Below are 24,930 nucleotides of genomic sequence, written 5' to 3'. Positions count from 1 at the left end.
CGCGCTCTACAAAGCCGACAACGCCCACAAGGCCGCTATGAGCGCCCAGAGCCCCGCATCCGCGCGCCGGAAAATTTTCAGCGCGCGGTCTATGTCGGCCGGCCCGGGGGCGGCTCTCCCATCCCCGAGCCACACACCGTCGAAGGCCGCGCCCGCGTAATTGCGCGGGCCTCCGAGCTTCAAGCCCAGTGCGCCCGCCATCGCCGCCTCCGGCCAGCCGGCGTTGGGGGAGGCGTGCTTTTTCGCGTCGCGCGCCATGCAGGCGAAGGCGCGGCCCCCGTTGCGGCCGGCAGAGAGCGCAATAAGCAGGGCGGAAAGCCGCGCGGCGGGGAGATTGACGAGATCGTCGAGCTTCGCCGCCGCGAAGCCAAACGCCTCATGCCGCGGGGTGCGATGGCCGATCATGCTATCGGCGGTGTTGATCGCCTTATAGGCGAGCGCCCCGGGGAATCCGAGGAACGCCATCCAGAAAGCCGGCGCGACGACGCCGTCCGAGAAATTTTCGGCCAAGCTCTCGATCGCTGCGCGCGCGACGCCCGCCTCGTCGAGCGCGGCGACGTCGCGTCCGACGATCATTCCGACCGCCGCACGGCCATCCTCGAGCGAGTTCTCCAGCGCCCGCGCCACGGCGTCGACATGTGCGTGGAGGCTGCGCTGGGCGAGGAGGCTCGACGCGACCGCCGCCAGTGGCAGGACCCCGAAGGGCAGGGAGTGGAGCGCGGCCTGCAGGGCGACCCCCGCCGCGGTCAACGGAAGAAGAAGGAGCGCCAGCCCGAGAAACCCGAGGGCGCGGCGCGCGCCCGCATCGCCACGATTGAGCGCGCGATCGAGCGCGTCGATCGCGGCGCCGAGCCAGACCGCGGGATGACCGATGTGCTCGAAAAGAACTTGTGGATAGCCGAAGCCCGCCTCGAGGGCCAAGGCCAGCAGCGTCAGCCCTAAAGCTTGTTGGATCGCCGCGCCCTCGCTCTAGAGCATGTCCCGGGAAAGCGCGAAGCGGTTTTCCGGTCAGGACATGCTCTAAACTTTTGATTTGGCGCGATTCCCTGTCGCTCGAACGATTCCGTTCGAGCGGGAAACGCGCTAGCGGCCGAAGGTCGCGGTGATGCTGGCCTTGGCCAGCGCGCTCTGATTGATCGTGAAGCCCACGATGGCAGTGCGATCCGTTGGCTTCACGTCGAGCTTCTCTACCGGAAGGGCGTAGACGGTGAAGACATAGCGATGCGGACCATGGCCCTTGGGCGGGCAGGGGCCGCCATAGCCGACCTCGCCGAAATCCGTCTCGAGCTGTTTTGAGCCGGCCGGCATCGCCTTGCCGTCGGCCGAGCCTGCCCCCCGAGGCAGCGAGCGGACCGTGGCTGGGATGTCGATCGCGAGCCAGTGCCAGAAGCCCGCGCCGCCCGTCGGCGCATCGGGATCATGCACGAGCACGGCGAAGCTCTTCGTTCCCGCCGGCGGGTCGGACCACTCCAACGCAGGCGAGAGGTTCTGCCCCGTGCAGCCGGAGGAATTGTAAATAAAGGCGCTTGCGATCGTCTGTCCGGGCGAGATGTCGGGGCTCTTCAAGTCGAAGGCCTGCGCGCCCTCGGAAGCCTGCGCCGCAAAAAGGGAGACGAAGCCCAATAAAAACAAGCCGCGTTTCATGCTGCGCTCCTCAAGTCAAGGAAAGAAGGAGAGAAGGCTTTAGCCGATTTGCGCGCTGCTGTCGCCTCACGCGCTGGCCGGCGTCGCCGCGGCGACAGAGCAAAAACAAGGCTAAGTGCGTATAAACTAGGCGTTAGTAGCCTAATTTCGGGGCCATTCGAGCTGATGCCTAGCAGGTCTCTTTCCGGCCTCTCGCTGTTTGGTGCATTTGGCGCCATAATTGCTCATAATTCAGACTATGTGCTCAACAACAAGGCAGAGATAGCAAGCCGTCATGAAGCTCGTCACCGCAATCATCAAACCCTTCAAGCTGGACGAGGCGCGCGAAGCCCTCAATGGGCTGGGCGTCAACGGCATGACGACGACGGAGGTCAAGGGTTACGGACGTCAGAAGGGCCATTCGGAAATCTACCGGGGCGCCGAATATGTCGTCGCCTTTCTTCCCAAGGTGAAGATCGACGTCGTCGTTCCGGAGGATATGGCGAAGCAGGTCGCCGAGACAATCATGCGCGTCGCGCGCACCGGCACGATCGGCGACGGCAAGATTTTCGTCTGTCCCATCGAGCGCGTCCTGCGCATTCGCACGGGCGAGACCGACCGCGAGGCGCTCTGACCACGCGCTTTCACGATCCCTGCTGCACATAAAACCCCACGAGACCTTCGATGTCGAGAATTTGCGCGGCCCTCGCCGCCCTCGTCTGCGCCCTTTTTGCAAGCTCGCCCGCCTTCGCCGAACCCGCCGCCAAGATCGACGCCGCCGACACCGCCTTCATGATCGCCGCGACCGCGCTCGTCCTGATGATGACGCTGCCCGGGCTGGCGCTCTTCTACAGCGGCATGGTGCGCAAGAAGAACGTGCTCGCGACCATGGCGCAAAGCCTGATCGCGACGGCGATCGTCTCGCTGCTCTGGGGCGTTGCGGGGTATAGTCTCGCCTTCTCGGGCGAGGGCGCCTATCTCGGCGATTTTGCGCGCGTCATGCTGGCGGGCGTCGGCGTCGACACGGTGAGCCCGCTCGCCAAGACGATTCCGGAATTGCTCTTCATGGCCTATCAGATGACCTTTGCGGTCATCACCCTCGCGCTCGTCGGCGGCTCGACGGCGGAGCGCATGAGCTTTTCCTCTTTCATGCTGTTCTGCGTGCTGTGGCTTTTCGTCGTCTATGTGCCGTCGGCGCATTGGGTGTGGGGCGGCGGCTTCCTGCAGAAGCAGGGTCTCCTCGACTTCGCCGGCGGCACGGTCGTGCACATCAACGCGGGCGTCGCCGGGCTCGTCACCGCGCTTCTCATCGGCAAGCGTCAGGGCTATGGCCGCGAGAATCTCGCGCCTTTCGATCTCGCGTTGGCGGTGATCGGCACCGGGCTGCTCTGGGTCGGGTGGTTCGGCTTCAACGGCGGCTCGGCGCTGACGGCGGGCTCGCGCGCGGTCTTTGCGATCGTCGCGACCCACCTCGCCGCTTGCGCCGGCGCGTTGACCTGGACCGCGCTCGAATGGCTGCAGCGCGGCAAGCCTTCGGTGCTCGGCGTCATCTCCGGCGCGGTCGCGGGCCTCGGGACGATCACCCCGGCCTCGGGCTATGTCCTCCCTTGGCATGGGGCGGTCATCGGGGTCGCCGCGGGCGGCGTCTGCTATTATTTCTGCACCCGCGTGAAGCACCGCTTCAATTATGACGACTCGCTCGACGTGTTCGGCGTTCACGGGGTCGGCGGCATGCTCGGCACATTGCTTGCCGGCGTCTTTGCGACGCGCGCGGTGACGGCGGCCGCCGACGATCCCGGCGTCTCCGGCCTGCTGGAAGGCGACGCGCATCAACTCCTCGTGCAGGCGCAGGGCGTGGGCGTGACCATCCTATGGTGCGCGGTCGGCACCTTCATCGTGCTGAAGCTCACGAATTGGCTTGCGCCGCTGCGCGTCGATTCGGAAGCGGAGCGCGAGGGTCTCGACATTGCGCTACACGGCGAGGCGCTGCATCAATAAGCCTGAAGCGCCGGCGGGAGACCGGCCGGATACGCGGCGCCGATTCCCGAGCCGCTTCCCTTGTCGCAAGGTCTCGCTCATATTTGGGGAGACGACCGTAAAGGCCGCGCCTTCGAGGATGCAGAGATGCTCTTTCACCCCATGGCTTTAGGGAAAGCCTTCGGTCGCCCGATCATGCTGGCGGCGCTCCTCTGCGCGGCTCCGGCGATGGCGGAGGGGCCGGACTTGATCTTCCGCCAGTCGACCGACTTCAAGCTGCTCACGCCCAATGACAAGCTCGCGACCTACGGGATCGACGATCCGCTCGTCGACGGCGTCGTCTGCTACTTCACTGAGCATGAGAAGGGGGGCGTCAGCGGCACGCTCGGCCTCGCCGAGAACACCTCGGACGTTTCGCTGGCCTGCCGGCAATATGGCCCCATCCGCTTCACCGCCAAATTCTCCCAGGGCGATGAGGTGTTCAGCGGCAGGCGCTCGCTCTTCTTCAAGCGCATGCACATTGTCAGAGGCTGCGACGCCACGCGCAACGTGCTCGTCTACATGGTCTATTCCGACAAGATCGTTGAAGGCAGCCCGGAGAACTCGACCTCGGCGGTCGCGATCCTGCCCTGGGGTTCCGGCGCGCCGCAGCGCTGCTCGGATTTCATGAAATGAGCGCTAGATCACGCTGCGATCAGGCGGAACCGCCTGAACGCAGAAAACGTGATCGATTCTCAAACTGTAGAGCGCGCTCGGTGCGAAAAACCGGTTTCCACTTTTTCGCAGCGCGCTCTATGCGTGACGCCGCGGCGCGCTCCTGATAGAAGCGCTCATGCAAATCCTCAAATTTGATTGCGCCCTGCGCCCGCAGCGCTGCGGGGGTTCCCCTCATTGGAGGCGCGCGTGAGCGAGCCCGCGGCGAAGCCGCTCGGTTTGGGCGTCTCCTCGGCGACCGTTACCGAGGACGAGGCGGGCATTCGGCTCGACCGCTGGTTCAAGCGGCGCGTGCCGGCGCTCTCGCTCGCGCATCTCGCCAAAATATGCCGCAAGGGCGAGGTGCGGGTCGACGGAAAGCGCGTCGAGACCTCGACGCGCCTCGAAGAGGGGCAGACGGTCCGCATCCCGCCGCTCAATCTGGAGGCGCCCGCCGCGCCTGTGGCCTTCCGGTCCGATCCGGAGGATGCGCGCGCGCTCCGCGATATGACGCTTTATGAGGACGCCGACGTGCTCGTCCTCAACAAGCCCTTCGGGCTCGCCGTGCAGGGCGGCTCGGGCACGAAGCGCCATATCGACGGCATGCTCGCGGCGCTCACCAAGGGCGATAACCGCCCCGTGCTCGTCCATCGGCTGGATCGCGACACGAGCGGTGTGCTGCTCGTGGCCAAGAACCGCCGCAGCGCCGCGGCGCTCGGCGAGGCGTTCCGCTCGCGGCAGGCGAAGAAAATCTATTGGGCGCTCGTCGAAGGCGCCCCCAAGCTCTCGCAAGGCCGGATCTCCCTCTACCTCGCCAAAGGCGAGGGCATGGGGGACGTGCGGGCGCCGCGAAAGCCCGGCGCCGGCACAACCCGAGACATAGAGAAAATGCGGGTCGCGCGACATGGCGAAGCTGACGCCCAGCATTCGCTGACCTATTACGCCACCGTCGAGAGGGCGGCCCCGCGCTGCGCCTGGCTGTCCATGAAGCCGCTCACCGGCCGCACGCATCAGTTGCGCGCGCATGCGGAGGCGATGGGCCATCCGATCTTCGGCGACCCCAAATACGGTCACAGGCCCGAGGACGAGGTCCGCCGCCGCGATCCCCTGCGCGCCATGCCCGAGGAGCTGGAGCGCAAGCTCCATCTCCTGGCACGACGGCTCGTGCTGCAGCATCCCAAGGGCGGTCTCATCGACGTGACCGCGCCGCTGCCCGCGCATATGCGCAAGACGTGGGAGGCCTTCGGCTTCGACGAGAAGGCCTATGACCCGATCGAGGACGCCCCGGAGGCGTGACTTTCCAGCTTAGGCCTGCACATATTTGGCGAGGTCGTCGAGAGTCGGGCCCTCGGCGTCGGGCGCGACGCCGAGCTCTTCACGCGCCGCGCCGAGGCGATTGACCCAAAAAGTCTCGAGGCCGAAGGATTTCGCCCCGCCCGCGTCCCAGCCGCCGAAGGCCGCGAAGACGATCTCCGCGCGAGGGAGCTGAAAGGCCCGCTCGGCCATCGCATAGGCGCGCGGATCGGGCTTGAAGGCCCGCACCGCATCCGTGCTCAGCTTGAACTCGAAGAGATCGCCGACCCCGGCCCGCTTGGACACGGTTTCCAGCATGTGCGGGGTCATCACCGAAAGATAGGCCAGCCTCACGCCCGCTTCCCGCAGACGGCGCAGCGCCCCGACGGAGTCAGGCCAGGGACCGATCTCGACCAGAGCCTGCATCAATGCGGCGCGAGTCGGCCCATCGAGCTCGAGCTTCAAGGATTTGCCGGCAAAGCTCAGCGCTTCCTCGGAGACGCGCCAGAAATCCGTGTAATTTCCGTACAAGGTCCGCAGCCAGCAATATTCGAACTGGCGATTGCGCCATAAGGCGGCGAGCGCCTCGCCCTTGCCGGGAAGGCGGGCTTCGGCCGCGGCCGTGATCGAACGGGGATCGAAAATCGTGAAGACATCGAAGGCGATCGCCTTGACCCGTCGTCCCTCGGCGCGCGCCGGGGAGTTGGCCGCGAGCGCGGCCGCGCCGACCGAGGCCATGAATCCGCGTCTATCGACGATCATCGCGATTTCTCCTTGCCGGCCCGCGATAGCGTGGCCGCTTGCGTAATCTACGGGTGGGGCGCTTGCAAAGTTACGTCTCGTCTCGCTAAACGCCAGGTCCTAAGGCCCGCGAGGGGCGCCTGCAATCGAGAGGGCTTGACCCTATGGCCGAGGAAAAAGACGATCTTGCGTCGGATTTGTTCGTCCCGGCTCGGGAGCGCGATCCTCTGCGCGCGGTGGCCGAGGGCGGCAAACCGAAGAAACTCGCGCGCTTCTACAAGAGCGTCACGACGGCGCCGCAGGCGGAAGGCTTCGCGGTGCTGCTCGACGGCAAGCCCCTGCGCACGCCCGCCCGAGCCCCGCTCTTGCTGTCGAGCGAGGCCTTGGCTCAGGAGGTCGCTCGCGAGTGGGAGGCGCAGGCCGAGCACGTTGATCCGGCAAGCATGCCGTTGACCCGCCTCGCCAATTCAGCGCTCGACGGTGTTAGGCCCCGCATGGCGGAGGTGGAGGCGGACGCGGCAAAATATGCGGCTTCTGACCTCGTCTGCTACCGCGCCGGCGAGCCCGAGGGCCTCGTCGCCGCGCAGCGTGAGGCCTGGGACCCGATTCTCGCCTTCATCTATGAGCGCTGCGGCGCGCGGTTCGCGCTCTCTGAGGGCGTGATGCACCATGCCCAGCCGCGCGAGACGTTGGACGCCGTCGGCCAGCTCCTGCATGAGACCGTAGGCGACGGAAAAGCCGCGCCGTTCCGCCTCGCCGGAATCCACGTGATGACGACGCTTTCCGGCTCGTTGGTCGTCGCGTTGGCCGTGGCCTTGCGCCACCTCGACGCGGAGGCGGGCTTCGCCGCGGCCCATGTCGACGAGGACTATCAGTTGCGCGTCTGGGGCATGGACGCCGAGGCCATGGCGCGGCGCGCGCGCCGGAGCGAAGAAATGCGCGCGGCCGCGCTGTGCGTTGCGCTCTCCGGTTCGCAGGCGCCGTAATCTTAGGCGGCGCCGGCGCTTTTCGACGTTCAATTTCGCAGTCGAAACAAAGCAGGCTTCCGCACTTGCTTTCGCGGCGCCGCTTTGTTACGGAACCCCCGCCGCGAGGGCTTGCGCTAAAGGCCTTTCCCCCCGCCTGTCGCATCGGCTGCAGCGCCTGAGATCGCCCGCTGGCCGCCAGATCACCGGAGCGCGTGTCTATGCCGCCCCTCTTTGAACAATACCTGCCGCTCATCATCTTCGGGGCGCTGTCGGTCGTGATCGCCAGCGCGCTCCTGGTGGTGCCTTTCCTCGTGGCCTTCAAGGCGCCCGATCCGGAAAAGCTCTCGGCCTATGAATGCGGGTTCAACCCGTTCAACGACGCGCGCATGAAGTTCGACGTGCGCTTCTATCTTGTCTCGCTGCTGTTCATCGTCTTCGACCTCGAGGTCGCCTTCCTTTTCCCCTGGGCGATCGCCTTCAAGGAGGTCGGCGCTTTCGGGTTCTGGTCGATGATGGTCTTCCTCGGCGTGCTCACCGTCGGCTTCGTCTATGAATGGCGCAAGGGAGCGCTCGAATGGGATTGATCGGGCAAGCTAACCCTACACTCGTCGCGCCTGCCGCGAAGGGGCTCATCGATCCGCGAACGGGCAAGCCCGTGGGCGCGACCGATCCGCTCTTCGTCGAAATCAACAATGAGCTGGCCGACAAGGGCTTCTTCGTCACGGCGACTGACGATCTCATCACTTGGGCGCGCACCGGCTCGCTCATGTGGATGACTTTCGGCCTCGCCTGCTGCGCGGTCGAGATGATCCAGGCGGCGATGCCCCGCTACGACATGGAGCGTTTCGGCTTTGCCCCGCGCGCCTCGCCGCGGCAGTCCGACTGCATCATCATCGCCGGCACGCTAACCAACAAGATGGCGCCCGCGCTGCGCAAGGTCTATGACCAGATGCCGGAGCCGCGTTACGTCATCTCGATGGGCTCCTGCGCCAATGGCGGCGGCTACTACCACTATTCTTATTCAGTGGTGCGCGGCTGCGACCGAATCATCCCGGTCGACGTCTATGTGCCGGGCTGCCCCCCTTCGGCGGAAGCGCTGATGTACGGCATGTTGCTGCTGCAAAAGAAAATTCGCCGCACCGGAACGATCGAACGGTGAGGTGGGTAGGGGGTGGCGAGTAGCGAATAGATCAGGCTCGATATCTATTCGCTACTCGCCATTCGCCATCCGCTCCAATCAGCAAGGACGCGAATGAGTTCGGAACTCGAGTCCCTCGGCGCCAAAATCGCCGGCGCAACCGGCGGCGCGGTCACGGAGGTGAAGGTCGCCTTTGGCGAGCTCACGCTGACGGTCGCGCGCGACAAATGGCTCGACGTGGCGAAGACGCTGCGCGACGACGCCGAATATTTGTTCGTCAACATCATTGACGTGACTGCGGTGGACTATCCGGAACGCGAAGAGCGCTTCGAGGTGGTCGCGCATCTGCAGAGCCCGAAGCACAATCGCCGCATCCGGCTCAAGACGCGCACCGACGAGGTCAACCCCGTCGCTTCGCTGACGGCGCTCTATCCCGGCGCCGATTGGTACGAGCGGGAGACTTACGATCTCTTCGGCGTGCTGTTCTCGGGGCATCCGGATCTGCGCCGCATCATGACCGACTATGGCTTCGACGGGCATCCGCTGCGCAAGGACTTCCCGATGACAGGCTTCGTCGAGGTTCGCTACGACGAAGAGCAAAAGCGCGTGGTCTACGACCCGGTGCGGCTGACGCAGGAATATCGCCAGTTCGACTTCGCCTCCCCCTGGGAGGGAACAGCCTATGAGCTGCCGGGCGATGAGAAGGCAAGAGGGCAGTAGGCAGGCGGCAGTAGGCAAGCGGGATGGCCGGGCGGGAAGATCGTGAGATTGTGCGTTCTTACCGTGATTTGCGGGTGTGGAAGGAAGCTATGGACCTCGCGGTGGAATGCTATCGACTGACGAAGAGCTTTCCGAAGGAGGAGACCTTCGGGCTGACTTCGCAGATTCGCAGAGCAGCTTGCTCGGTTCCGGCGAACATCGCGGAAGGATACGGACGCGAAAGCCCGGGGCATTATGTCAATTTCCTTCGCAACGCTCAGGGCTCGCTTAAGGAACTGGAGACTCACATGGTTCTGTCCATCCGTGTCGGGTTGATGCGCGAAGGCGATAGCGAGCTGTTCACCGCCAAGTCTGAGGCGATCGGAAAAATGCTTCGGGCCTTGATCCGGTCTATCCAGAAAACTGTAAAGCCGACTGCCGACTGCCGACTGCCCGTGGACTCGAAAAATGACTGACCAGCAACCGCTGCGCAATTTCAACATCAACTTCGGGCCGCAGCATCCTGCGGCGCACGGCGTGCTGCGCCTCATTCTCGAGCTCGATGGCGAGGTCGTCGAGCGCGTCGATCCGCATGTCGGCTTTCTGCATCGCGGCACCGAGAAGCTGATGGAGTCGCGCACCTATCTGCAGAACGTGCCTTATTTCGATCGGCTCGACTATTGCGCACCGATGAACCAGGAGCACGCCTTCTGCCTCGCGATCGAGCGGCTGCTCGGCGTCGAGGTTCCCTATCGCGGCCAGCTCATCCGCGTGCTTTACGCCGAGATCGGCCGTCTGCTCTCTCATCTCCTCAACGTCACCGCGCAGGCGATGGACGTCGGGGCGTTGACGCCGCCGCTCTGGGGTTATGAAGAGCGCGAAAAGCTGATGGTGTTCTACGAGCGCGCCTGCGGCGCGCGCATGCACGCCAATTACTTCCGGCCGGGCGGCGTCGCGCGTGATCTGCCCGACGCGCTCGTCGAGGACATCGGCGCTTTCTGCGATCCCTTCCTCAAGCTTTGCGACGATCTCGAAGCGCTGTTCATCGAGAACCGCATCTTCAAGCAGCGCAACGCCGACATCGGCGTGATCTCGCTCGAGGACGCCTATAAGTTCGGTTTCTCGGGCGTGATGCTGCGCGGCTCGGGCGCCGCCTGGGACCTTCGCAAGGCGCAACCTTACGACTGCTATGAGGACATGGAGTTCCTCATTCCGGTCGGCAAAAACGGCGACTGCTATGACCGCGCCGTGATCCGTATGGAGGAGATGCGGCAGTCGACCGAGATCATGCGTCAATGCGTGAACAAGCTGCTCGAGGCCAAGAACCGCGGTCCGGTGCAGGTGACGAACAATAAGATCGCGCCGCCCTCAAGGCCTGAGATGAAGCGCTCGATGGAGGCTCTCATCCATCACTTCAAGCTCTTCACCGAGGGCTTCAAGGTTCCCGCCGGCGAAGTCTATGCCGCGGTCGAGGCGCCCAAGGGCGAGTTCGGGGTCTATCTCGTCTCCGACGGCGGCGACCGGCCTTATCGCTGCAAGATCAGAGCGCCGGGCTTCGCGCATCTTCAGGGCATGGATTTTCTCTGCCGTCATCACCTGCTTGCCGACGTCTCGGCGATTCTCGGATCGATCGACATCGTCTTTGGAGAAGTGGATCGATGATATAGGAAGCCGGTGCGCCACCGTCTTCGCCGCGCCGCCGACGCCAACCCTCGGTTCAGTCTGCTGGGAAATCAGATAATATGTCCAACCGTCGCCTTGCCGAAAACCAGCCTGAGAGCTTCGCCTTCACGCCGCAAAACGAGGCGTGGCTCGCGAAGCAAATCGAGAAATACCCCGACGGACGCCAGGCCTCGGTGGTTGTGCCGGCGCTGTGGCAGGCGCAGAAGCAGAACGACTATTGGTTGCCGCAGAAGGCGATCGAGGCGGTCGCCGATAAGCTCGGTCTGCCGTATATCCGCGTGCTCGAGGTCGCGACCTTCTATACGATGTTCAACCTCGAGCCCGTCGGCAAATTCTATATCCAGCTCTGCGGGACGACGCCCTGCATGCTCGCGGGCTCCGACGATCTGATCAAGGTGCTCGAGCGCCGGGTCGGCCCGCAGCGCAAAGTGACAGCGGACGGGCTCTTTTCCTGGCTCGAGGTCGAGTGCCTCGGCGCCTGCTGCAACGCGCCGATGGTGCAGATCAACGACGACTACTACGAGGATCTGACGGCCGAGAGCTTCGAGAAGCTGCTCGACAATCTCGCCGCCGGCCGGCCGGTCAAGACCGGCTCGCAGACGGGACGCGTCAGCTCCGAACCGCTGGGCAAGCTCACGAGCCTCACCTCGCTCTACGGCGAAAGCGCGAAATAGGCTGATCGAAGCGAAACGGACTGAGAAGACATATGCTCTCCGACGCAGACCGCATCTTCACCAATCTTTATGGGCTCGGCGATCGTTCGCTGGCGGGCGCGAGAAAGCGTGGGCAATGGGACAACACCAAGGCCCTGCTCGCCAGAGGACGCGACAAGATCATCGCCGAGGTCAAGGACTCGGGGCTGCGCGGACGCGGCGGCGCGGGCTTCTCCACCGGGATGAAATGGTCCTTCATGCCCAAGGAGGTCGATCCGCAACGGCCGCATTATCTCGTCATCAACGCGGACGAGTCGGAGCCCGGCACGTGCAAGGATCGCGAGATCATGCGCAACGACCCGCATACGCTGGTCGAGGGCGCCATGATCGCATCTTTCGCGATGGGCGCCCATGCCTGCTACATCTATGTTCGCGGAGAGTTCATCGCCGAGCGCGAGGCGCTGCAGCGCGCCGTGGACGAGGCCTATGAGGCGAAGCTCATCGGCAAGGACAATATCCACGGCTATCCCTTCGATCTCTACGTGCATCACGGCGCCGGCGCCTATATCTGCGGCGAGGAGACGGCGCTGCTCGAGAGCCTCGAAGGCAAGAAGGGCATGCCGCGCTTGAAACCGCCCTTTCCGGCGAATGTCGGGCTCTATGGCTGCCCGACGACGGTGAACAACGTCGAGTCGATCGCGGTCGCGCCCACGATTCTGCGTCGAGGCCCCGCTTGGTTCGCGGGGATCGGCAGGCCGAACAATGCCGGCACGAAGCTTTTCAGCATCTCGGGCCATGTGAACCGGCCGTGCAATGTCGAGGAGGCGATGTCGATCTCCTTCCGCGAATTGATCGACACGCATTGCGGCGGCATTCGCGGCGGCTGGGACAATCTGCTCGCCGTGATCCCCGGCGGCTCCTCCGTGCGCTGCGTTCCGGCGCATCAGATCATCGATTGTCCGATGGATTTCGACAGCCTCGCCAAGCTCGGCTCCGGTCTGGGAACGGCGGCGGTGATCGTGATGGACAAGTCCACCGACATTATTCGGGCCATCGCGCGGCTGTCCTATTTCTACAAGCACGAGAGCTGCGGCCAGTGCACGCCCTGCCGCGAGGGCACGGGCTGGATGTGGCGCGTCATGCAGCGCATGGTCGAAGGCCGCGCCAATAAGAAAGAAATCGACATGCTCTTCGACGTGTCGAAGAAGATCGAGGGCCACACGATCTGCGCGCTCGGCGACGCGGCGGCCTGGCCGGTGCAGGGACTGATCACGCATTATCGTGACGTGATCGAGGCGCGCATCGACCAATACACCGCCAATCCGCACGCCGAGCCGATCCCTGTGGCGGCGGAGTGACGACGATGTCGAACGGAAATCAAGGCCCGCGGCTGGAGATCGTAAAGTGACCAAGATTCTCGTCGACGGCGTCGAGGTGGACGTCCCGCCTGAATATACGCTGCTGCAGGCTTGCGAGTCCGCCGGCGCCGAGGTGCCGCGCTTTTGCTATCACGAGCGCCTCTCCGTGGCGGGCAATTGCCGCATGTGCCTCGTCGAGGTGAAAGGTGGCCCGCCCAAGCCGCAGGCCTCCTGCGCGATGGCGGTCAAGGATTTGCGACCCGGCCCGAACGGCGCGCCGCCGGAAGTCTTCACCAAATCTCCGATGGTGAGGAAGGCGCGCGAAGGCGTCATGGAGTTCCTGCTCGTCAACCATCCGCTCGATTGCCCGATCTGCGATCAGGGCGGCGAATGCGATCTGCAGGATCAGGCGCTCGCCTTCGGCGGCGACTCCTCGCGCTTCGCCGAGAACAAGCGCGCGGTCGAGGACAAGTATATCGGGCCGCTCGTCAAGACCGAGATGAACCGCTGCATTCATTGCACGCGTTGCGTCCGCTTCACGGCGGAAGTCGCTGGCACCGCCGATATGGGCGCGATCGGCCGTGGCGAGGACATGGAGATCACCACCTATCTCCAGACTGCAATGACCTCCGAGCTGCAGGGCAATGTCGCGGATCTCTGCCCCGTCGGCGCGCTGCTGCCCAAGCCGCAGAATTTCCGCGCCCGTCCCTGGGAATATCAGAAGACCGAGAGCATCGACGCGCATGACGCGCTGGGCTCGGCGATTCGCATCGACACGCGCGGTCGCGAGGTCGTGCGCATCCTGCCGCTCGTGAACGACGCGGTGAACGAGGAGTGGATCTCCGACAAGACGCGCCAAGCGGTGGACGGCCTCGCGCGTCAGCGGCTCGATCGCCCCTATGTGCGCGAGAACGGCCGTCTGCGCCCCGCGTCCTGGCAGGAGGCGCTGTCTCGCGTCGCCGCCAAGACGAAGGAGACGCCGGCTGCGCGCATTGGCGCGCTCGTCGGCGATCTCGCCGCCGTCGAAGAGATATTCGCGCTGAAGCTTCTGGCCGAGAAGCTCGGAACGCCGAACCTCGACTGCCGGCAGGACGGCGCGCGGCTCGATCCTTCGCTCGGTCGCGCCTCCTACCTCTTCAACCCGACGATCGCCGGCGTTGACGAAGCCGACGCGCTGCTCATCGTGGGCTCCAATCCCCGCAAGGAAGCGCCGGTCCTGAACGCGCGCATCCGCAAGCGTTGGCTGAAAGGCGGTTTCAAGATCTCGCTCGTCGGCGAGAAGGCCGATCTGACCTACGACTATGACTATCTCGGCGCGGGGGCCGACTCTCTATTGCGCTTTGCGCAGAGCCCGTCCTCGAACGTGAGGAAGCGCATCGTGCTGGTCGGGCAGGGGGCGCTCGCGCGCCCGGACGGCGAAGCGATGCTGGCTCTCGCCGCACAGGCGGCCCTGAAGCAGGGCGGCGTCGGCGACGGCTGGAACGGCTTCGGCGTGCTGCATACGGCGGCGGCGCGGGTCGGCGGCCTGGACGTGGGATTCACGCCCGGTCCCGGCGGCAAGACCGCGTGGGAGATGGCCGCGCCCGGGGCCCTCGACCTCATCTTCAACCTCGGCGCCGACGAGATCGACGTCGCGGCCGGCGCTTTCGTTGTCTACATCGGTTCGCACGGGGATCGCGGCGCGCATCGGGCTGACGTGGTGCTGCCGGGCGCGGCCTATACCGAGAAGTCCGGCCTCTTCGTGAACACCGAGGGAAGGGCGCAATTCGCGTCGCGCGCGGCTTTTCCGCCCGGCGACGCCCGCGAGGACTGGGCGATCCTGCGCGCGCTCTCCGGAGCTCTCGGCGATCCGCTTCCCTTCGACACGCTTGCGCAATTGCGGAAGGCGCTGTTTCAGCGCTACCCGCATCTGCAGCGCGGGGACACCATCGAGAAGGGCGATCCTGCGACGATCGGCGCGATCGCGCAGCGCGGCGCCATCGCGATGGCGCATCCGTTCGTCTCCACGATCTCCGATTTTTACCTCACCAATCCTATCGCCAGAGCCTCAGCGGTGATGGCGGAATGCTCGGCGCTGGCCAAGGGCCGGCTGCAGCAGGCGGCGGAATAGGAGCCAGATCGAAATGCAGGACCTGATTTCGGCCGTCGTCTCCTTTCTCGTCGAGCATCCGCTGCTGATTGCGGCGATTAAGAGTCTCGTCTTGCTTGTCTGCGTGCTGCTGTCGACGGCCGTGCTGATCTATGCCGAGCGCAAGATCTGGGCGGCGGTGCAGCTGCGTCGCGGGCCGAACGTCGTTGGCCCCTGGGGCGTGCTGCAGCCCTTTGCGGACTTCTTCAAGTTCCTGCTCAAGGAGCCGGTGATCCCGGACACGACGAACAAGTTCATCTTCGTGCTCGCCCCGGTCGTCGGCGTCGTGCTCGCCATGGCCGCCTGGGCGGTGATCCCCGTCAACGAGGGATGGGTCGTCGCCGATATCAATGTCGGCGTGCTTTACCTCTTCGCGGTGTCTTCGCTCGGCGTCTACAGCGTGATCATGGCCGGCTGGGCCTCCAACTCCAAATATCCCTTTCTCTCGGCGTTGCGCTCGGCCGCGCAGATGGTCTCCTACGAAGTGTCGATCGGCTTCGTGATCGTGACTGTGCTGCTTTGCGCGGGCTCGCTCAACCTCACCGACATCGTCCACGCGCAGGACACGAAATATGGCGTGCTCGGCTGGTACTGGCTCCGCCTCCTGCCGATGTACGTGATCTTCTTCGTCTCGATCCTGGCGGAAACCAACCGTCCGCCCTTCGATCTCGCCGAAGCCGAATCGGAGCTCGTCGCAGGCTTCATGATCGAATATTCGGCCTCGCTCTTCCTGCTGCAGTTCCTCACCGAGCTCGTCGCCATTCTCGGCATGTCGGCGCTGACGACCATCCTTTTCCTCGGCGGCTGGCTTTCGCCCTTTCCCGGCGCGCCGCTCATCGGCGGCTCCAGCGTCTTCTGGTTCCTGCTCAAGCTGTGGAGCGTCGTCTTCATGTTCGCGATGACCAAGGCGATCGTGCCTCGCTATCGTTACGACCAGCTGATGCGGCTCGGCTGGAAGGTGTTCCTGCCGATCTCGCTCGTCATGGTCATCCTGGTCGCAGCGGCGGTGCAGTTCGGGCCCGCGCTGGCTGCTGGTTGAGGTTTATGTCATGAGACTGGATCAGGAAGCGAAATCGCTGTTCCTTCTGGAGTTCGTAGCCGCGTTCTTTCTCGGCATACGCTACATCTTCAAGCCGAAGGCGACGATCAACTATCCGCATGAGAAGAACCCGCAGTCGCCGCGCTATCGGGGCGAGCATGCGCTGCGTCGCTATCCCAACGGGGAAGAACGCTGCATCGCCTGCAAGCTCTGCGAGGCGATCTGCCCGGCCCAGGCGATCACGATCGAAGCGGGGCCCCGCCGCAATGACGGAACACGTCGCACGACGCGTTACGACATCGACATGGTCAAATGCATCTATTGCGGCTTCTGCCAGGAGGCCTGCCCGGTAGACGCGATCGTCGAAGGGCCGAACGCCGAATTCGCCACCGAGACGCGCGAGGAGCTCTATTACAACAAGGAGCGCCTGCTCGAGAACGGCGCGCGCTGGGAGCGCGAGATCGCCCGCAACATCGCGCTCGACGCGCCCTACCGCTGAAGAACGAAGGACGAGACCGTGGACGCCTTATTCTTCTACATGTTCTCCGCCGTGCTGATCGCCTCCGCTTTCGGGGTCATCGCCGCGCGCAATCCCGTCAATTCGGTGCTTTGGCTGATTCTCGCCTTCTGTAACGGCGCGGGCCTCTTCCTGCTGCAAGGCGCCGAGTTTCTGGCCATGATGCTCGTCGTGGTCTATGTCGGCGCAGTCGCGGTGCTGTTCCTCTTCGTCGTCATGATGCTTGACGTCGACTTCGCCGAGCTGCGGCAGGGTTTCCAGAAATATTTGCCGGCGGGCGCCGCGGTCGGCGTCGTCGTGCTTCTCGAGCTCGGCTTCGTCGCGCTGAATTGGCACTCGGCGCCTGGAGCGCGGGAGGCGGCGGCTACGCCCATCGTGGCCGAAGTCACCAACACGGCGGCTCTCGGTCGCGTGCTCTACACGAAATATGTGATCTTCTTTCAGACGGCGGGATTGGTGCTGCTCACCGCGATGATCGGGGCGATCTCGCTGACGCTGCATCACCGTCCGAATGTGAAGCGCCAGAACATCTCGGAACAGAACGCCCGAACGGCCAAGAGCGTCGTCGAGCTCAAGAAGGTGCGCTCGCGGGTCGGTGTGGAGGGATGAACGCCATGACGAACATCGGTCTTTCTCATTATCTCGTCGTCTCGGCGATCATCTTCACGCTCGGCGTCGCGGGAATCGTGCTCAACCGCAAGAACATCATCGTCATCTTGATGTCGGTGGAGCTCATTCTCCTTTCCGTCAATCTGAACTTCGTAGCCTTCTCGACGGCGCTGGGCGATCTCACCGGACAGGTCTTCGCCCTGTTCGTGTTGACCGTCGCCGCGGCGGAAGCGGCGATCGGGCTCGCCATTCTGGTCACCTACTTCCGCAACCGCGGCACGATCGCGGTGGAAGACATCAACAACCTCAAAGGTTGAGCGCGCGATGATCGCAGCAGTCGTTTTCCTACCGCTCCTCGGTTTCATGATCGCCGGCCTCCTGGGCCGGGCGATCGGCGCTCGCCTGTCGGAGCTCATCACCACGGGGCTGCTGTTCGTCGCCGCGGCGCTGTCCTGGAAGATCTTCCTCGACGTGGGCTTTGGCCACGAGGAAGCGCACGCCTCGCTGCTCGCCAATTGGTTCACCTCGGGCACGCTCAAGGTCGATTGGACGCTGCGCGTCGACACATTGACCGCGGTGATGCTCGTCGTCGTGAACACGGTCTCGAGTCTGGTGCATCTCTACTCCATCGGCTACATGCACGAGGATCCGGACCGCCCGCGTTTCTTCGCCTATCTGTCGCTCTTCACCTTCGCGATGCTGATGCTGGTGACGGCCGACAATCTCGTGCAGATGTTCTTCGGCTGGGAGGGCGTAGGCCTCGCCTCCTATCTGCTAATCGGTTTCTGGTATCAGAAACCCTCCGCCAACGCCGCGGCGATCAAGGCCTTCGTCGTCAACCGCGTGGGCGATTTCGGTTTCGCGCTCGGAATCTTTCTCGTCTATCAGCTGACCAATTCGGTCGCCTTCGACGCGGTCTTCGCGGCGATTCCCGGTCTTCACGGCAAGATTGCGCATATCTTCGGCCTCAACGTCGACGCCCTCACGCTCGCGGCGCTGCTTCTCTTTATGGGCGCGATGGGCAAATCCGCGCAGTTCCTGCTGCACACCTGGCTGCCTGACGCGATGGAGGGCCCGACTCCCGTCTCCGCCCTGATCCACGCCGCGACGATGGTGACGGCCGGCGTCTTCATGGTCGCGCGCCTCTCGCCGATCTTCGAGGCTGCGCCGGACGCCTTGGCCTTCGTGACGATCATCGGCGCGACGACGGCCTTCTTCGCCGCGACGATCGGACTCGTGCAGAACGACATCAAGCGCGTGATCGCCTATTCGACCTGCTCGCAACTCGGCTACATGTTCGTGGCTGAAGGGGTCGGCGGCTATTCGTTGGGCATGTTCCACCTTTTCACCCACGCCTTCTTCAAGGCGCTGCTCTTCCTCGGCGCGGGCTCGGTCATCCATGCGATGCATCACGAGCAGGACATGCGCCGCATGGGCGGGTTGCGAAAGGACATTCCCTTCACCTTCGCGATGATGATGATCGGCACGCTGGCGCTCACCGGCGTGGGCGTGCCCTATACGCCCTTCGGCTTTGCGGGCTACTTCTCGAAAGACGCGATCATCGAGGCGGCTTTCGCCGCGAGCCGCCATCATCCGGCTGCGCTCTACGGCTTCATCAGCACCGTGGTCGCTGCGGGATTGACCTCCTTCTATTCCTGGCGTCTCGTGTTCATGACCTTCTTTGGCTCGCCTGCTGCGAAAGAGCATCATGACCACTCTCACGCGCATGGCCATGACGATCACGGCCATGACGATCACGGCCATGGGCACGATCACAAGCCGCATGAGTCGCCGCTCGTGATGCTTGTCCCGCTCGCTGTGCTGGCGGTGGGCGCGGTCGTGGCCGGCTTCGTCTTCGAGCCCGAGTTTGCCGGACATGCGTTCGACGAATTCTGGAAGGGCTCGCTCTTCGTTGGCGAGGAGAATCATCTCCTCCACGAGATGCACGACATCCCGGCCTGGGCGTCCCTTTCGCCCACGATCATGATGATCGGGGGCTTCCTCGTCTCGCTTTACGTCTACGTGCTGCGACCCGGCACCGCGCCGAAGCTCGCCGCGGCCTTCCCCGGGCTCTACCAGTTCCTGCTGAACAAGTGGTATTTCGACGAGCTCTACGACCGGATCTTCGTGAAGCCTGCCTTCGCCATTGGGCGCCTATTCTGGAAGGGCGGCGACGGCCGTATCATCGACGGGATCGGCCCGGACGGCGTGGCCGCGCGCGTGGTCGACGGCGCGCGCCTCGCGGTGCGTGCGCAAACCGGATATCTCTATCATTACGCCTTCGCGATGCTCATTGGCGTCGCGGCGGTCGTCAGCTGGCTCGGCGCCTGGAGCATTCGCTAATGTTCGGTTTCGGCATACTTTCCGGATTAACCTTCCTCCCGCTCGTCGGCGCGGCCTTCATCCTCACGCAGCGCGGCGATGACCCGGCGACCGTGCGCAATGTTCGCTGGGCCGCGCTTTTCACAACAATCGCGGTCTTCGCGCTGTCGCTCGTCGTTTGGCAGCGGTTCGACGCTTCGAGCGCCGCCTTCCAGCTTATTGAGGAGAGACCCTGGTTCGGCGCCGGCATTGTTTACAAGATGGGCGTCGACGGCTTCTCGCTGCCTTTCGTGCTGCTGACCACATTCCTGATGCCTTTCGCGATCCTCGCTTCCTTCCAATCGGTCGAGAAGCGCGTCGCCGAATATATGATTGCCTTCCTCGTGCTCGAGACGCTGATGATCGGCGTGTTCTGCGCGCTTGATCTCGTGCTCTTCTATCTTTTCTTCGAAGGCGGTCTCATTCCGATGTTCCTGATCATCGGCATCTGGGGCGGCAAGAGACGCGTCTACGCGAGCTTCAAGTTCTTTCTCTACACGCTCGCGGGCTCGCTCTTGATGCTGATCGCGATTCTCGCGATGTACCGGACTGCCGGCACGACCGACATCGAGACGCTGCTCAAGACCCAATTCCCCGCGCATATGCAAACCTGGCTGTGGCTCGCCTTCTTCGCCTCCTTCGCGGTGAAGATGCCGATGTGGCCGGTGCATACTTGGCTGCCGGATGCGCATGTCGAGGCGCCGACGGCCGGCTCCGTGATCCTCGCCGCCATCCTCCTCAAGATGGGCGGTTATGGATTCATTCGCTTCTCACTGCCGATGTTTCCCGACGCCTCGGCCTATTTCGCGCCGCTCATCTATGCGCTGTCGATCGTGGCGATCGTCTACACCTCGCTCGTCGCGCTGGTGCAGGAGGACATCAAGAAGCTCATCGCCTATTCCTCCATCGCGCATATGGGTTTCGTGACGATGGGCCTCTTCACACTGACGCAGCAGGGCATACAAGGCGCGCTGTTCCTGATGATCTCGCATGGTCTCGTCTCCGGCGCGCTCTTCCTTTGCGTCGGCGTGATCTACGACCGCATGCATACGCGCGAGATCTCGGCCTATGGCGGGCTTGTGAACCGCATGCCTCTCTACGCCGTGGTGTTCATGATTTTCACCATGGCCAATGTCGGCTTGCCGGGAACGTCGGGATTCATCGGCGAGTTCCTGACGCTCGTCGGCGCCTTCAAGGCCAATAGCTTCGTCGCCCTCTTCGCGACGACGGGCGTCATTCTGTCCGCCGCCTACGCGCTTTACCTTTACCGGCGCGTGGTCTTCGGCGCGCTGGAGAAGGCGAGCCTCGCCTCGATCACCGATCTCTCGCCTCGGGAAATCGCGATCTTCGCGCCGCTCGTCCTGCTGACCATCTACTATGGCGTCCGGCCCAATCCGGTGCTCGACGCTTTCGCGGCCTCGACGACCAACCTCCTGACCAGCCATTCGGCGCTACTCGGCGCGGTGACGCTCGCCGCCTCCGGCCAATGACGGATTCGACCGGCATGTCCTTCTATCAGACGCTCGCTCATCACTTCCTGCCGGAGACGATCCTGGCTACCGGCCTTATCGTCTTGTTGCTGATCGGCGCCTGGCGCGGCGAGAAAGCCTATGCTCTGGTCTGCGAACTCTCCATCGGCGTGCTGGGGCTCGCGCTGCTCGCCATTGTTCTGTCGACTCGTTCCGAGCAGAGCATCTTCGACGGCGCCTTCATAGACGACGCCTTCTCGCGCTTCGTGAAGGCGGTGACGCTCCTCGCCTCGATGACGACAGTGCTGCTGGCCACGGACTTCTTGCGCCGCGCCGCGCTCGACAAGTTCGAATATCCGATCCTGATTCTGATCGCGACGCTCGGGATGATGCTGCTGATCTCGGCGGACAATCTCATCGCGCTCTATCTTGGGCTCGAGCTCATGTCGCTCGCCCTCTATGTCGTCGCCGCCTTTGCGCGTGACGACGCGCGCGCTTCCGAGGCCGGCCTCAAATATTTCACGCTTGGCGCGCTCTCCTCGGGCATGATGCTTTATGGATCGTCGCTGCTTTACGGCTTCGCCGGCACGATCTCCTTCACGGGGATCGCGAGCGTCGTGACTGGACATCCGTCGCTTGGCGTCGACTTCGGCCTCGTGTTCGTGCTTGCGGGTCTGGCCTTCAAAATTTCGGCCGTGCCGTTCCACATGTGGACGCCCGACGTCTATGAAGGCGCGCCGACGCCCGTGACGGCCTTCTTCGCGTCATCGGCGAAACTCGCAGCCGTGGCGATCCTCGCGCGCATTCTCCTCACCGCCTTTCCCCATATCGTGCCGGAATGGCGGCAAATCCTGATGTTCCTCGCCGTCGCTTCGACGCTGCTCGGCTCCTTCGCCGCAATCGGCCAGAAAAACATCAAGCGTTTGATGGCCTACTCCTCGATCGGCCACATGGGCTTCCTCCTGATTGGTCTTGCCGCCGGGACTGAAGCCGCCGTTCGTGGCGTCGCGATCTATCTTGCGATGTATGCGGCGATGACGCTCGGCGCTTTCGCCGCGATTCTGATGATGCGCGTCGGCGGCAAGCCGGTCGAGAAGATCAGCGATCTCGCCGGGTTGTCTCGCACGAACAGCTGGCAGGCTTTCTTCCTGTCGATGCTGATGTTCTCGCTCGCCGGCATTCCGCCGCTTGGCGGGTTCTGGGCCAAATATTACGTCTTCCTACCGGCGGTCGAAGCGGGTCTTTACCCGCTCGCCGTTATCGGCGTTCTCGCGAGCGCCGTCGCGGCCTATTACTATCTGAGCATCATCAAGACGATGTATTTCGACGAGCCGGCGCCGGCCTTCGATCCCGCGCCGCTCGCGCCGCGCGCGATCCTGGCGATCACGGCGATTTTCCTCCTGGTCTTCTGGATCTATCCCGCACCGCTGATGACCGCGGCGAGCGCCGCAGCGAAATCGCTCTTTTGATCGCGGAGCAGAGATTCGCGCTTGGAGACAAGGCGCACGCCGACGGCGTCCGCCTCCTTAGCTTCGACGAATTGGACTCGACGAATGAGGAGGCGCGCCGGCGCGTCCTCGAAGAGGGGGAGCATGGCCCCCTTTGGATCGTCGCCGGTCGGCAGAGCCGGGGACGGGGGCGCCTTGGCAGAGAATGGCTGTCTGTTCCAGGCAATCTTCACGCGAGCCTTATTTTGAGCGACGGCGTCGCGCCGGAACGGGCGCCGCAGCTCGGCTTCGTCGCGGGCGTCGCCATCGTCGAGGCGTTGCGCGCCCTCTGCCCGGGCGAGACGGGTTTCGCGCTCAAATGGCCAAATGACATTTTGCTTGATCGCGCTAAGCTTGGCGGCGTTCTTCTTGAGGGTCTCGCGCTTTCGGCGGGTGATGAGCGCCAGCCAGCCTCAGGCGTTGTCGTCGTCGGGATCGGCGTGAATTGTAGCGCGGCGCCCGAGGGCTTGGCTTATCCCGCTGCAGCTCTTACAACGCTTGGCGCGCGGGCGCCTTCAGCGCAGACGCTCTTCAGGACGCTATCCGATCGCTTTTGCGAGGCGCTGAAGCTTTGGGCCGCAGGGTCGGGCTTCGCCGAAATCAGGCGACGCTGGCTTGAAGCGGCGGCCGGCTTGGGGGAAACCGTTCACGTTCTCCTTGCTCAGGGCGAGGAAATCGAGGGGCGCTTCGAGACGATCGACGCCTCCGGGCGGCTCGTTATCGCAGTCGGCGCCGCCCGGCGCGCGATTGACGCGGGCGACGTCGCCTTGGCGCATCGCGCCGCCTTCGCGCCCACAGGCCAGGATTCTCGTTTATGAGCCAGCAAGACGCCGATTTCGTATTCGCGCCGCTCGGGGGCCTGGGCGAGATTGGGATGAACGCCGCGCTTTACGGCTATGGGCCGCCGCGGGCGCGCAAGTGGATTCTCGTCGATTGCGGCCTGGGCTTTCCGGGACCCGATCTCCCCGGCATCGATATTGTGCTGCCCGATCTTTCGGCGGTCGAGCAGCTTGGGCGCGATCTCCTCGCCATTTGCATCACCCATGCGCATGAGGATCACATCGGGGCGCTCGCGGCCCTTTGGCCGAAGCTCAAGTGCAAAGTGTTTGCGACGCCATTCGCCGCAGGCTTGATCCAAGCAAGACGCCTTTCCGAACCTGGCGCGCCCGATATTGACATCACTCTCGTCAAGCCCGGCGCGAGGGTAGATCTTTCGCCTTTTCAGGTGGAATATATCGCGATGGCGCATTCGATTCCGGAAGCTTGCGCGCTGGCGATCCGCACGCCGGCCGGCCTCGCGCTGCATACGGGCGACTGGAAAATAGACGAGACGCCTGGCGTCGGCCATCGCACTGACGAAGCTCGGTTGCGCGCCTTGGGCGACGAGGGCGTCACGGCGCTCATCTGCGACTCGACGAACATCTTGCGGGAGGGGCACAGCTTCTCGGAAAGCGAGGTGGCGATCGCCTTGCAGGACGTCATCGCCGAAGCGCGGGGGCGCGTGATCGTCACGACCTTCGCTTCGAATGTCCAGCGGGTGCGCGCAATTGCGGAAGCGGCGGCGAGCTGCAAGCGGAGCGTGGTCGTCGCTGGGCGCGCGCTCGACCGCACGATCGAGGTTTCCCGCGAGCTCGGCTTTTTGGACGGGATCGCTCCTTTCTATTCGCTTGAGCATCTCGCGGCGCTGCCACGCGATCGCACCGTCATCCTCGCCACAGGGAGCCAGGGAGAGCCGCGCGCAGCAATGGCGCGCGCAGCCGCGGGCGAGCATCCGGCGATCAAGATCGTCGCGGGTGATCGCGTCGTCTTTTCCTCGCGGGCCATTCCCGGCAATCAGCGCGACGTTCAGCGCCTCATCAACAAGCTTTGCGATCTCGGAGCGGAGATCGTGACCGACCACGATCGCCACGTGCACTGCTCGGGCCATCCGAGGCGCGGCGAAGTCGCCAGGCTCTATGACTGGCTCCGGCCCAAGGTGGCGGCGCCGGCGCATGGCGAGTCGCATCATCTTGCGCGGCACGCCGCTTTCGCGCGGGAGCATGGGGTCGATCAGGTCGTGTCCCCACGCGACGGCGACGTTGTGCGGCTCGCGCCTGGCGTTTCGGCAATCATCGGCAAGATGGCGGCCGGCCGCCTTTACAAGGATGGCGAGGTGCTCATTGGCGAGAGCGACGGGGCCGTGCGCGAGCGCGCGAAGCTCGCCTTCGCTGGCGTGATCTCGATCGCGCTCTGCGTGTCGCGACAGGGGGAGATGATCGGCGATCCGGATGTCGTCGCTTCCGGACTGCCGAAGCGAGGCCGCAGCGGCGCCGAGATGGGCGGTGTCATCGACGACGCCGTCTTCGACTGTTTCGAAGCTTTGCCGCGTCCGCGCCGGCGGGATTTCGACTCGCTCGCGACCGCGATTGAGCGTTCTGTGCGCGGCGCCGTATTCTCCGTTTGGGGTAAGAAGCCGACCGTGCATGTGCTGATCGTCGGCGGTTAAACTCCGAAC

The 24,930-nt window shown here is 64.2% G+C and carries 25 protein-coding genes; 22 read left to right on the top strand and 3 right to left on the bottom strand.

Annotated elements, in window-relative coordinates; all coding sequences use genetic code 11:
- Positions 1–6 precede the first annotated feature (6 nt).
- Together cbiB and QMG80_RS17845 are read right to left on the bottom strand one after the other, a co-directional pair.
- Complete coding sequence (gene cbiB, locus QMG80_RS17850) at positions 7–921, bottom strand: adenosylcobinamide-phosphate synthase CbiB (RefSeq protein WP_245300046.1); 915 nt, start codon at positions 919–921, stop codon at positions 7–9.
- A gap of 162 nt (positions 922–1,083) precedes the next feature.
- Complete coding sequence (locus QMG80_RS17845) at positions 1,084–1,644, bottom strand: YbhB/YbcL family Raf kinase inhibitor-like protein (protein ID WP_085770409.1); 561 nt, start codon at positions 1,642–1,644, stop codon at positions 1,084–1,086.
- Between the two features lie 274 nt (positions 1,645–1,918).
- Between QMG80_RS17845 and QMG80_RS17840 the strand changes: the two genes are divergently transcribed.
- The 4 genes from QMG80_RS17840 to QMG80_RS17825 all read left to right on the top strand — a co-directional run bounded on the left by QMG80_RS17840 (position 1,919) and on the right by QMG80_RS17825 (position 5,589).
- Positions 1,919–2,257 (top strand): P-II family nitrogen regulator, encoded by a 339-nt coding sequence (locus tag QMG80_RS17840; protein WP_085770408.1) that lies wholly within the window; start codon positions 1,919–1,921, stop codon positions 2,255–2,257.
- 50 nt (positions 2,258–2,307) lie between these two features.
- Positions 2,308–3,621 (top strand): ammonium transporter, encoded by a 1,314-nt coding sequence (locus tag QMG80_RS17835; RefSeq protein ID WP_085770407.1) that lies wholly within the window; start codon positions 2,308–2,310, stop codon positions 3,619–3,621.
- A 126-nt stretch (positions 3,622–3,747) separates the two neighbouring features.
- Entirely contained in the window at positions 3,748–4,275 is a 528-nt protein-coding gene (locus tag QMG80_RS17830; protein ID WP_085773479.1) for a CreA family protein, read from the top strand.
- A 228-nt stretch (positions 4,276–4,503) separates the two neighbouring features.
- The gene (locus QMG80_RS17825; RefSeq protein WP_245300045.1) at positions 4,504–5,589 is read left to right on the top strand and encodes an RluA family pseudouridine synthase; all 1,086 of its coding nucleotides are present in this window, start codon (positions 4,504–4,506) and stop codon (positions 5,587–5,589) included.
- A 9-nt stretch (positions 5,590–5,598) separates the two neighbouring features.
- Here the strand turns inward: QMG80_RS17825 and QMG80_RS17820 are convergent, their stop codons facing one another.
- Positions 5,599–6,348, bottom strand: coding sequence for a haloacid dehalogenase type II (locus tag QMG80_RS17820; protein WP_085770405.1), 750 nt, complete (start codon positions 6,346–6,348; stop codon positions 5,599–5,601).
- A gap of 143 nt (positions 6,349–6,491) precedes the next feature.
- Here QMG80_RS17820 and QMG80_RS17815 point away from each other — a divergent pair, with 143 nt between their 5' ends.
- The 18 genes from QMG80_RS17815 to QMG80_RS17730 all read left to right on the top strand — a co-directional run bounded on the left by QMG80_RS17815 (position 6,492) and on the right by QMG80_RS17730 (position 24,921).
- A complete protein-coding gene (locus QMG80_RS17815) occupies positions 6,492–7,313 on the top strand; it encodes an ATP12 family chaperone protein (RefSeq protein WP_085770404.1) in 822 nt (273 codons plus the stop codon).
- A 200-nt stretch (positions 7,314–7,513) separates the two neighbouring features.
- Positions 7,514–7,879, top strand: a complete 366-nt coding sequence (locus QMG80_RS17810; protein ID WP_085770403.1) for an NADH-quinone oxidoreductase subunit A — start codon at positions 7,514–7,516, stop codon at positions 7,877–7,879.
- Complete coding sequence (locus tag QMG80_RS17805) at positions 7,870–8,454, top strand: NuoB/complex I 20 kDa subunit family protein (protein WP_085770402.1); 585 nt, start codon at positions 7,870–7,872, stop codon at positions 8,452–8,454. Before QMG80_RS17810 ends, QMG80_RS17805 begins: the two co-directional genes overlap by 10 nt.
- 93 nt (positions 8,455–8,547) lie before the next feature.
- Positions 8,548–9,153 (top strand): NADH-quinone oxidoreductase subunit C, encoded by a 606-nt coding sequence (locus tag QMG80_RS17800; protein WP_085770401.1) that lies wholly within the window; start codon positions 8,548–8,550, stop codon positions 9,151–9,153.
- Positions 9,154–9,176: 23 nt separating this feature from the next.
- The gene (locus tag QMG80_RS17795; RefSeq protein ID WP_085770400.1) at positions 9,177–9,608 is read left to right on the top strand and encodes a four helix bundle protein; all 432 of its coding nucleotides are present in this window, start codon (positions 9,177–9,179) and stop codon (positions 9,606–9,608) included.
- Positions 9,601–10,794 (top strand): NADH-quinone oxidoreductase subunit D, encoded by a 1,194-nt coding sequence (locus tag QMG80_RS17790; RefSeq protein ID WP_085770399.1) that lies wholly within the window; start codon positions 9,601–9,603, stop codon positions 10,792–10,794. The genes QMG80_RS17795 and QMG80_RS17790 overlap by 8 nt, the downstream gene beginning before the upstream one ends.
- A gap of 80 nt (positions 10,795–10,874) precedes the next feature.
- Positions 10,875–11,489 (top strand): NADH-quinone oxidoreductase subunit NuoE, encoded by a 615-nt coding sequence (nuoE, locus tag QMG80_RS17785; RefSeq protein WP_085770398.1) that lies wholly within the window; start codon positions 10,875–10,877, stop codon positions 11,487–11,489.
- 32 nt (positions 11,490–11,521) lie between these two features.
- On the top strand, positions 11,522–12,826 hold the full coding sequence (nuoF, locus tag QMG80_RS17780; RefSeq protein ID WP_085770397.1) for an NADH-quinone oxidoreductase subunit NuoF: 1,305 nt from the start codon (positions 11,522–11,524) through the stop codon (positions 12,824–12,826).
- A gap of 46 nt (positions 12,827–12,872) precedes the next feature.
- Entirely contained in the window at positions 12,873–14,936 is a 2,064-nt protein-coding gene (nuoG, locus tag QMG80_RS17775; RefSeq protein ID WP_085770396.1) for an NADH-quinone oxidoreductase subunit NuoG, read from the top strand.
- 13 nt (positions 14,937–14,949) lie between these two features.
- On the top strand, positions 14,950–15,993 hold the full coding sequence (gene nuoH, locus QMG80_RS17770; RefSeq protein WP_085770395.1) for an NADH-quinone oxidoreductase subunit NuoH: 1,044 nt from the start codon (positions 14,950–14,952) through the stop codon (positions 15,991–15,993).
- A 10-nt stretch (positions 15,994–16,003) separates the two neighbouring features.
- Positions 16,004–16,492: an NADH-quinone oxidoreductase subunit NuoI gene (gene nuoI, locus QMG80_RS17765; protein WP_085770394.1), complete on the top strand. Its 489-nt coding sequence runs from the start codon at positions 16,004–16,006 to the stop codon at positions 16,490–16,492.
- Positions 16,493–16,531: 39 nt separating this feature from the next.
- A complete protein-coding gene (locus tag QMG80_RS17760) occupies positions 16,532–17,119 on the top strand; it encodes an NADH-quinone oxidoreductase subunit J (protein ID WP_245300214.1) in 588 nt (195 codons plus the stop codon).
- A 5-nt stretch (positions 17,120–17,124) separates the two neighbouring features.
- Positions 17,125–17,436, top strand: a complete 312-nt coding sequence (gene nuoK / locus QMG80_RS17755; protein WP_085773477.1) for an NADH-quinone oxidoreductase subunit NuoK — start codon at positions 17,125–17,127, stop codon at positions 17,434–17,436.
- A gap of 7 nt (positions 17,437–17,443) precedes the next feature.
- On the top strand, positions 17,444–19,462 hold the full coding sequence (gene nuoL, locus QMG80_RS17750) for an NADH-quinone oxidoreductase subunit L (protein WP_085770392.1): 2,019 nt from the start codon (positions 17,444–17,446) through the stop codon (positions 19,460–19,462).
- Positions 19,462–20,970, top strand: a complete 1,509-nt coding sequence (locus QMG80_RS17745) for an NADH-quinone oxidoreductase subunit M (protein WP_085770391.1) — start codon at positions 19,462–19,464, stop codon at positions 20,968–20,970. The genes nuoL and QMG80_RS17745 overlap by 1 nt, the downstream gene beginning before the upstream one ends.
- 14 nt (positions 20,971–20,984) lie before the next feature.
- Positions 20,985–22,418, top strand: coding sequence for an NADH-quinone oxidoreductase subunit NuoN (gene nuoN / locus QMG80_RS17740; protein WP_085773476.1), 1,434 nt, complete (start codon positions 20,985–20,987; stop codon positions 22,416–22,418).
- Complete coding sequence (locus tag QMG80_RS17735) at positions 22,415–23,254, top strand: biotin--[acetyl-CoA-carboxylase] ligase (protein WP_245300044.1); 840 nt, start codon at positions 22,415–22,417, stop codon at positions 23,252–23,254. Before nuoN ends, QMG80_RS17735 begins: the two co-directional genes overlap by 4 nt.
- Positions 23,251–24,921, top strand: coding sequence for a ribonuclease J (locus tag QMG80_RS17730; RefSeq protein WP_085770390.1), 1,671 nt, complete (start codon positions 23,251–23,253; stop codon positions 24,919–24,921). The genes QMG80_RS17735 and QMG80_RS17730 overlap by 4 nt, the downstream gene beginning before the upstream one ends.
- Positions 24,922–24,930: the final 9 nt, after the last annotated feature.

Origin of the sequence: Methylocystis bryophila (assembly GCF_027925445.1) — a bacterium.
GTDB classification, from domain to species: domain Bacteria; phylum Pseudomonadota; class Alphaproteobacteria; order Rhizobiales; family Beijerinckiaceae; genus Methylocystis; species Methylocystis bryophila.
This window is presented reverse-complemented; position numbering and strand designations above follow the sequence as displayed.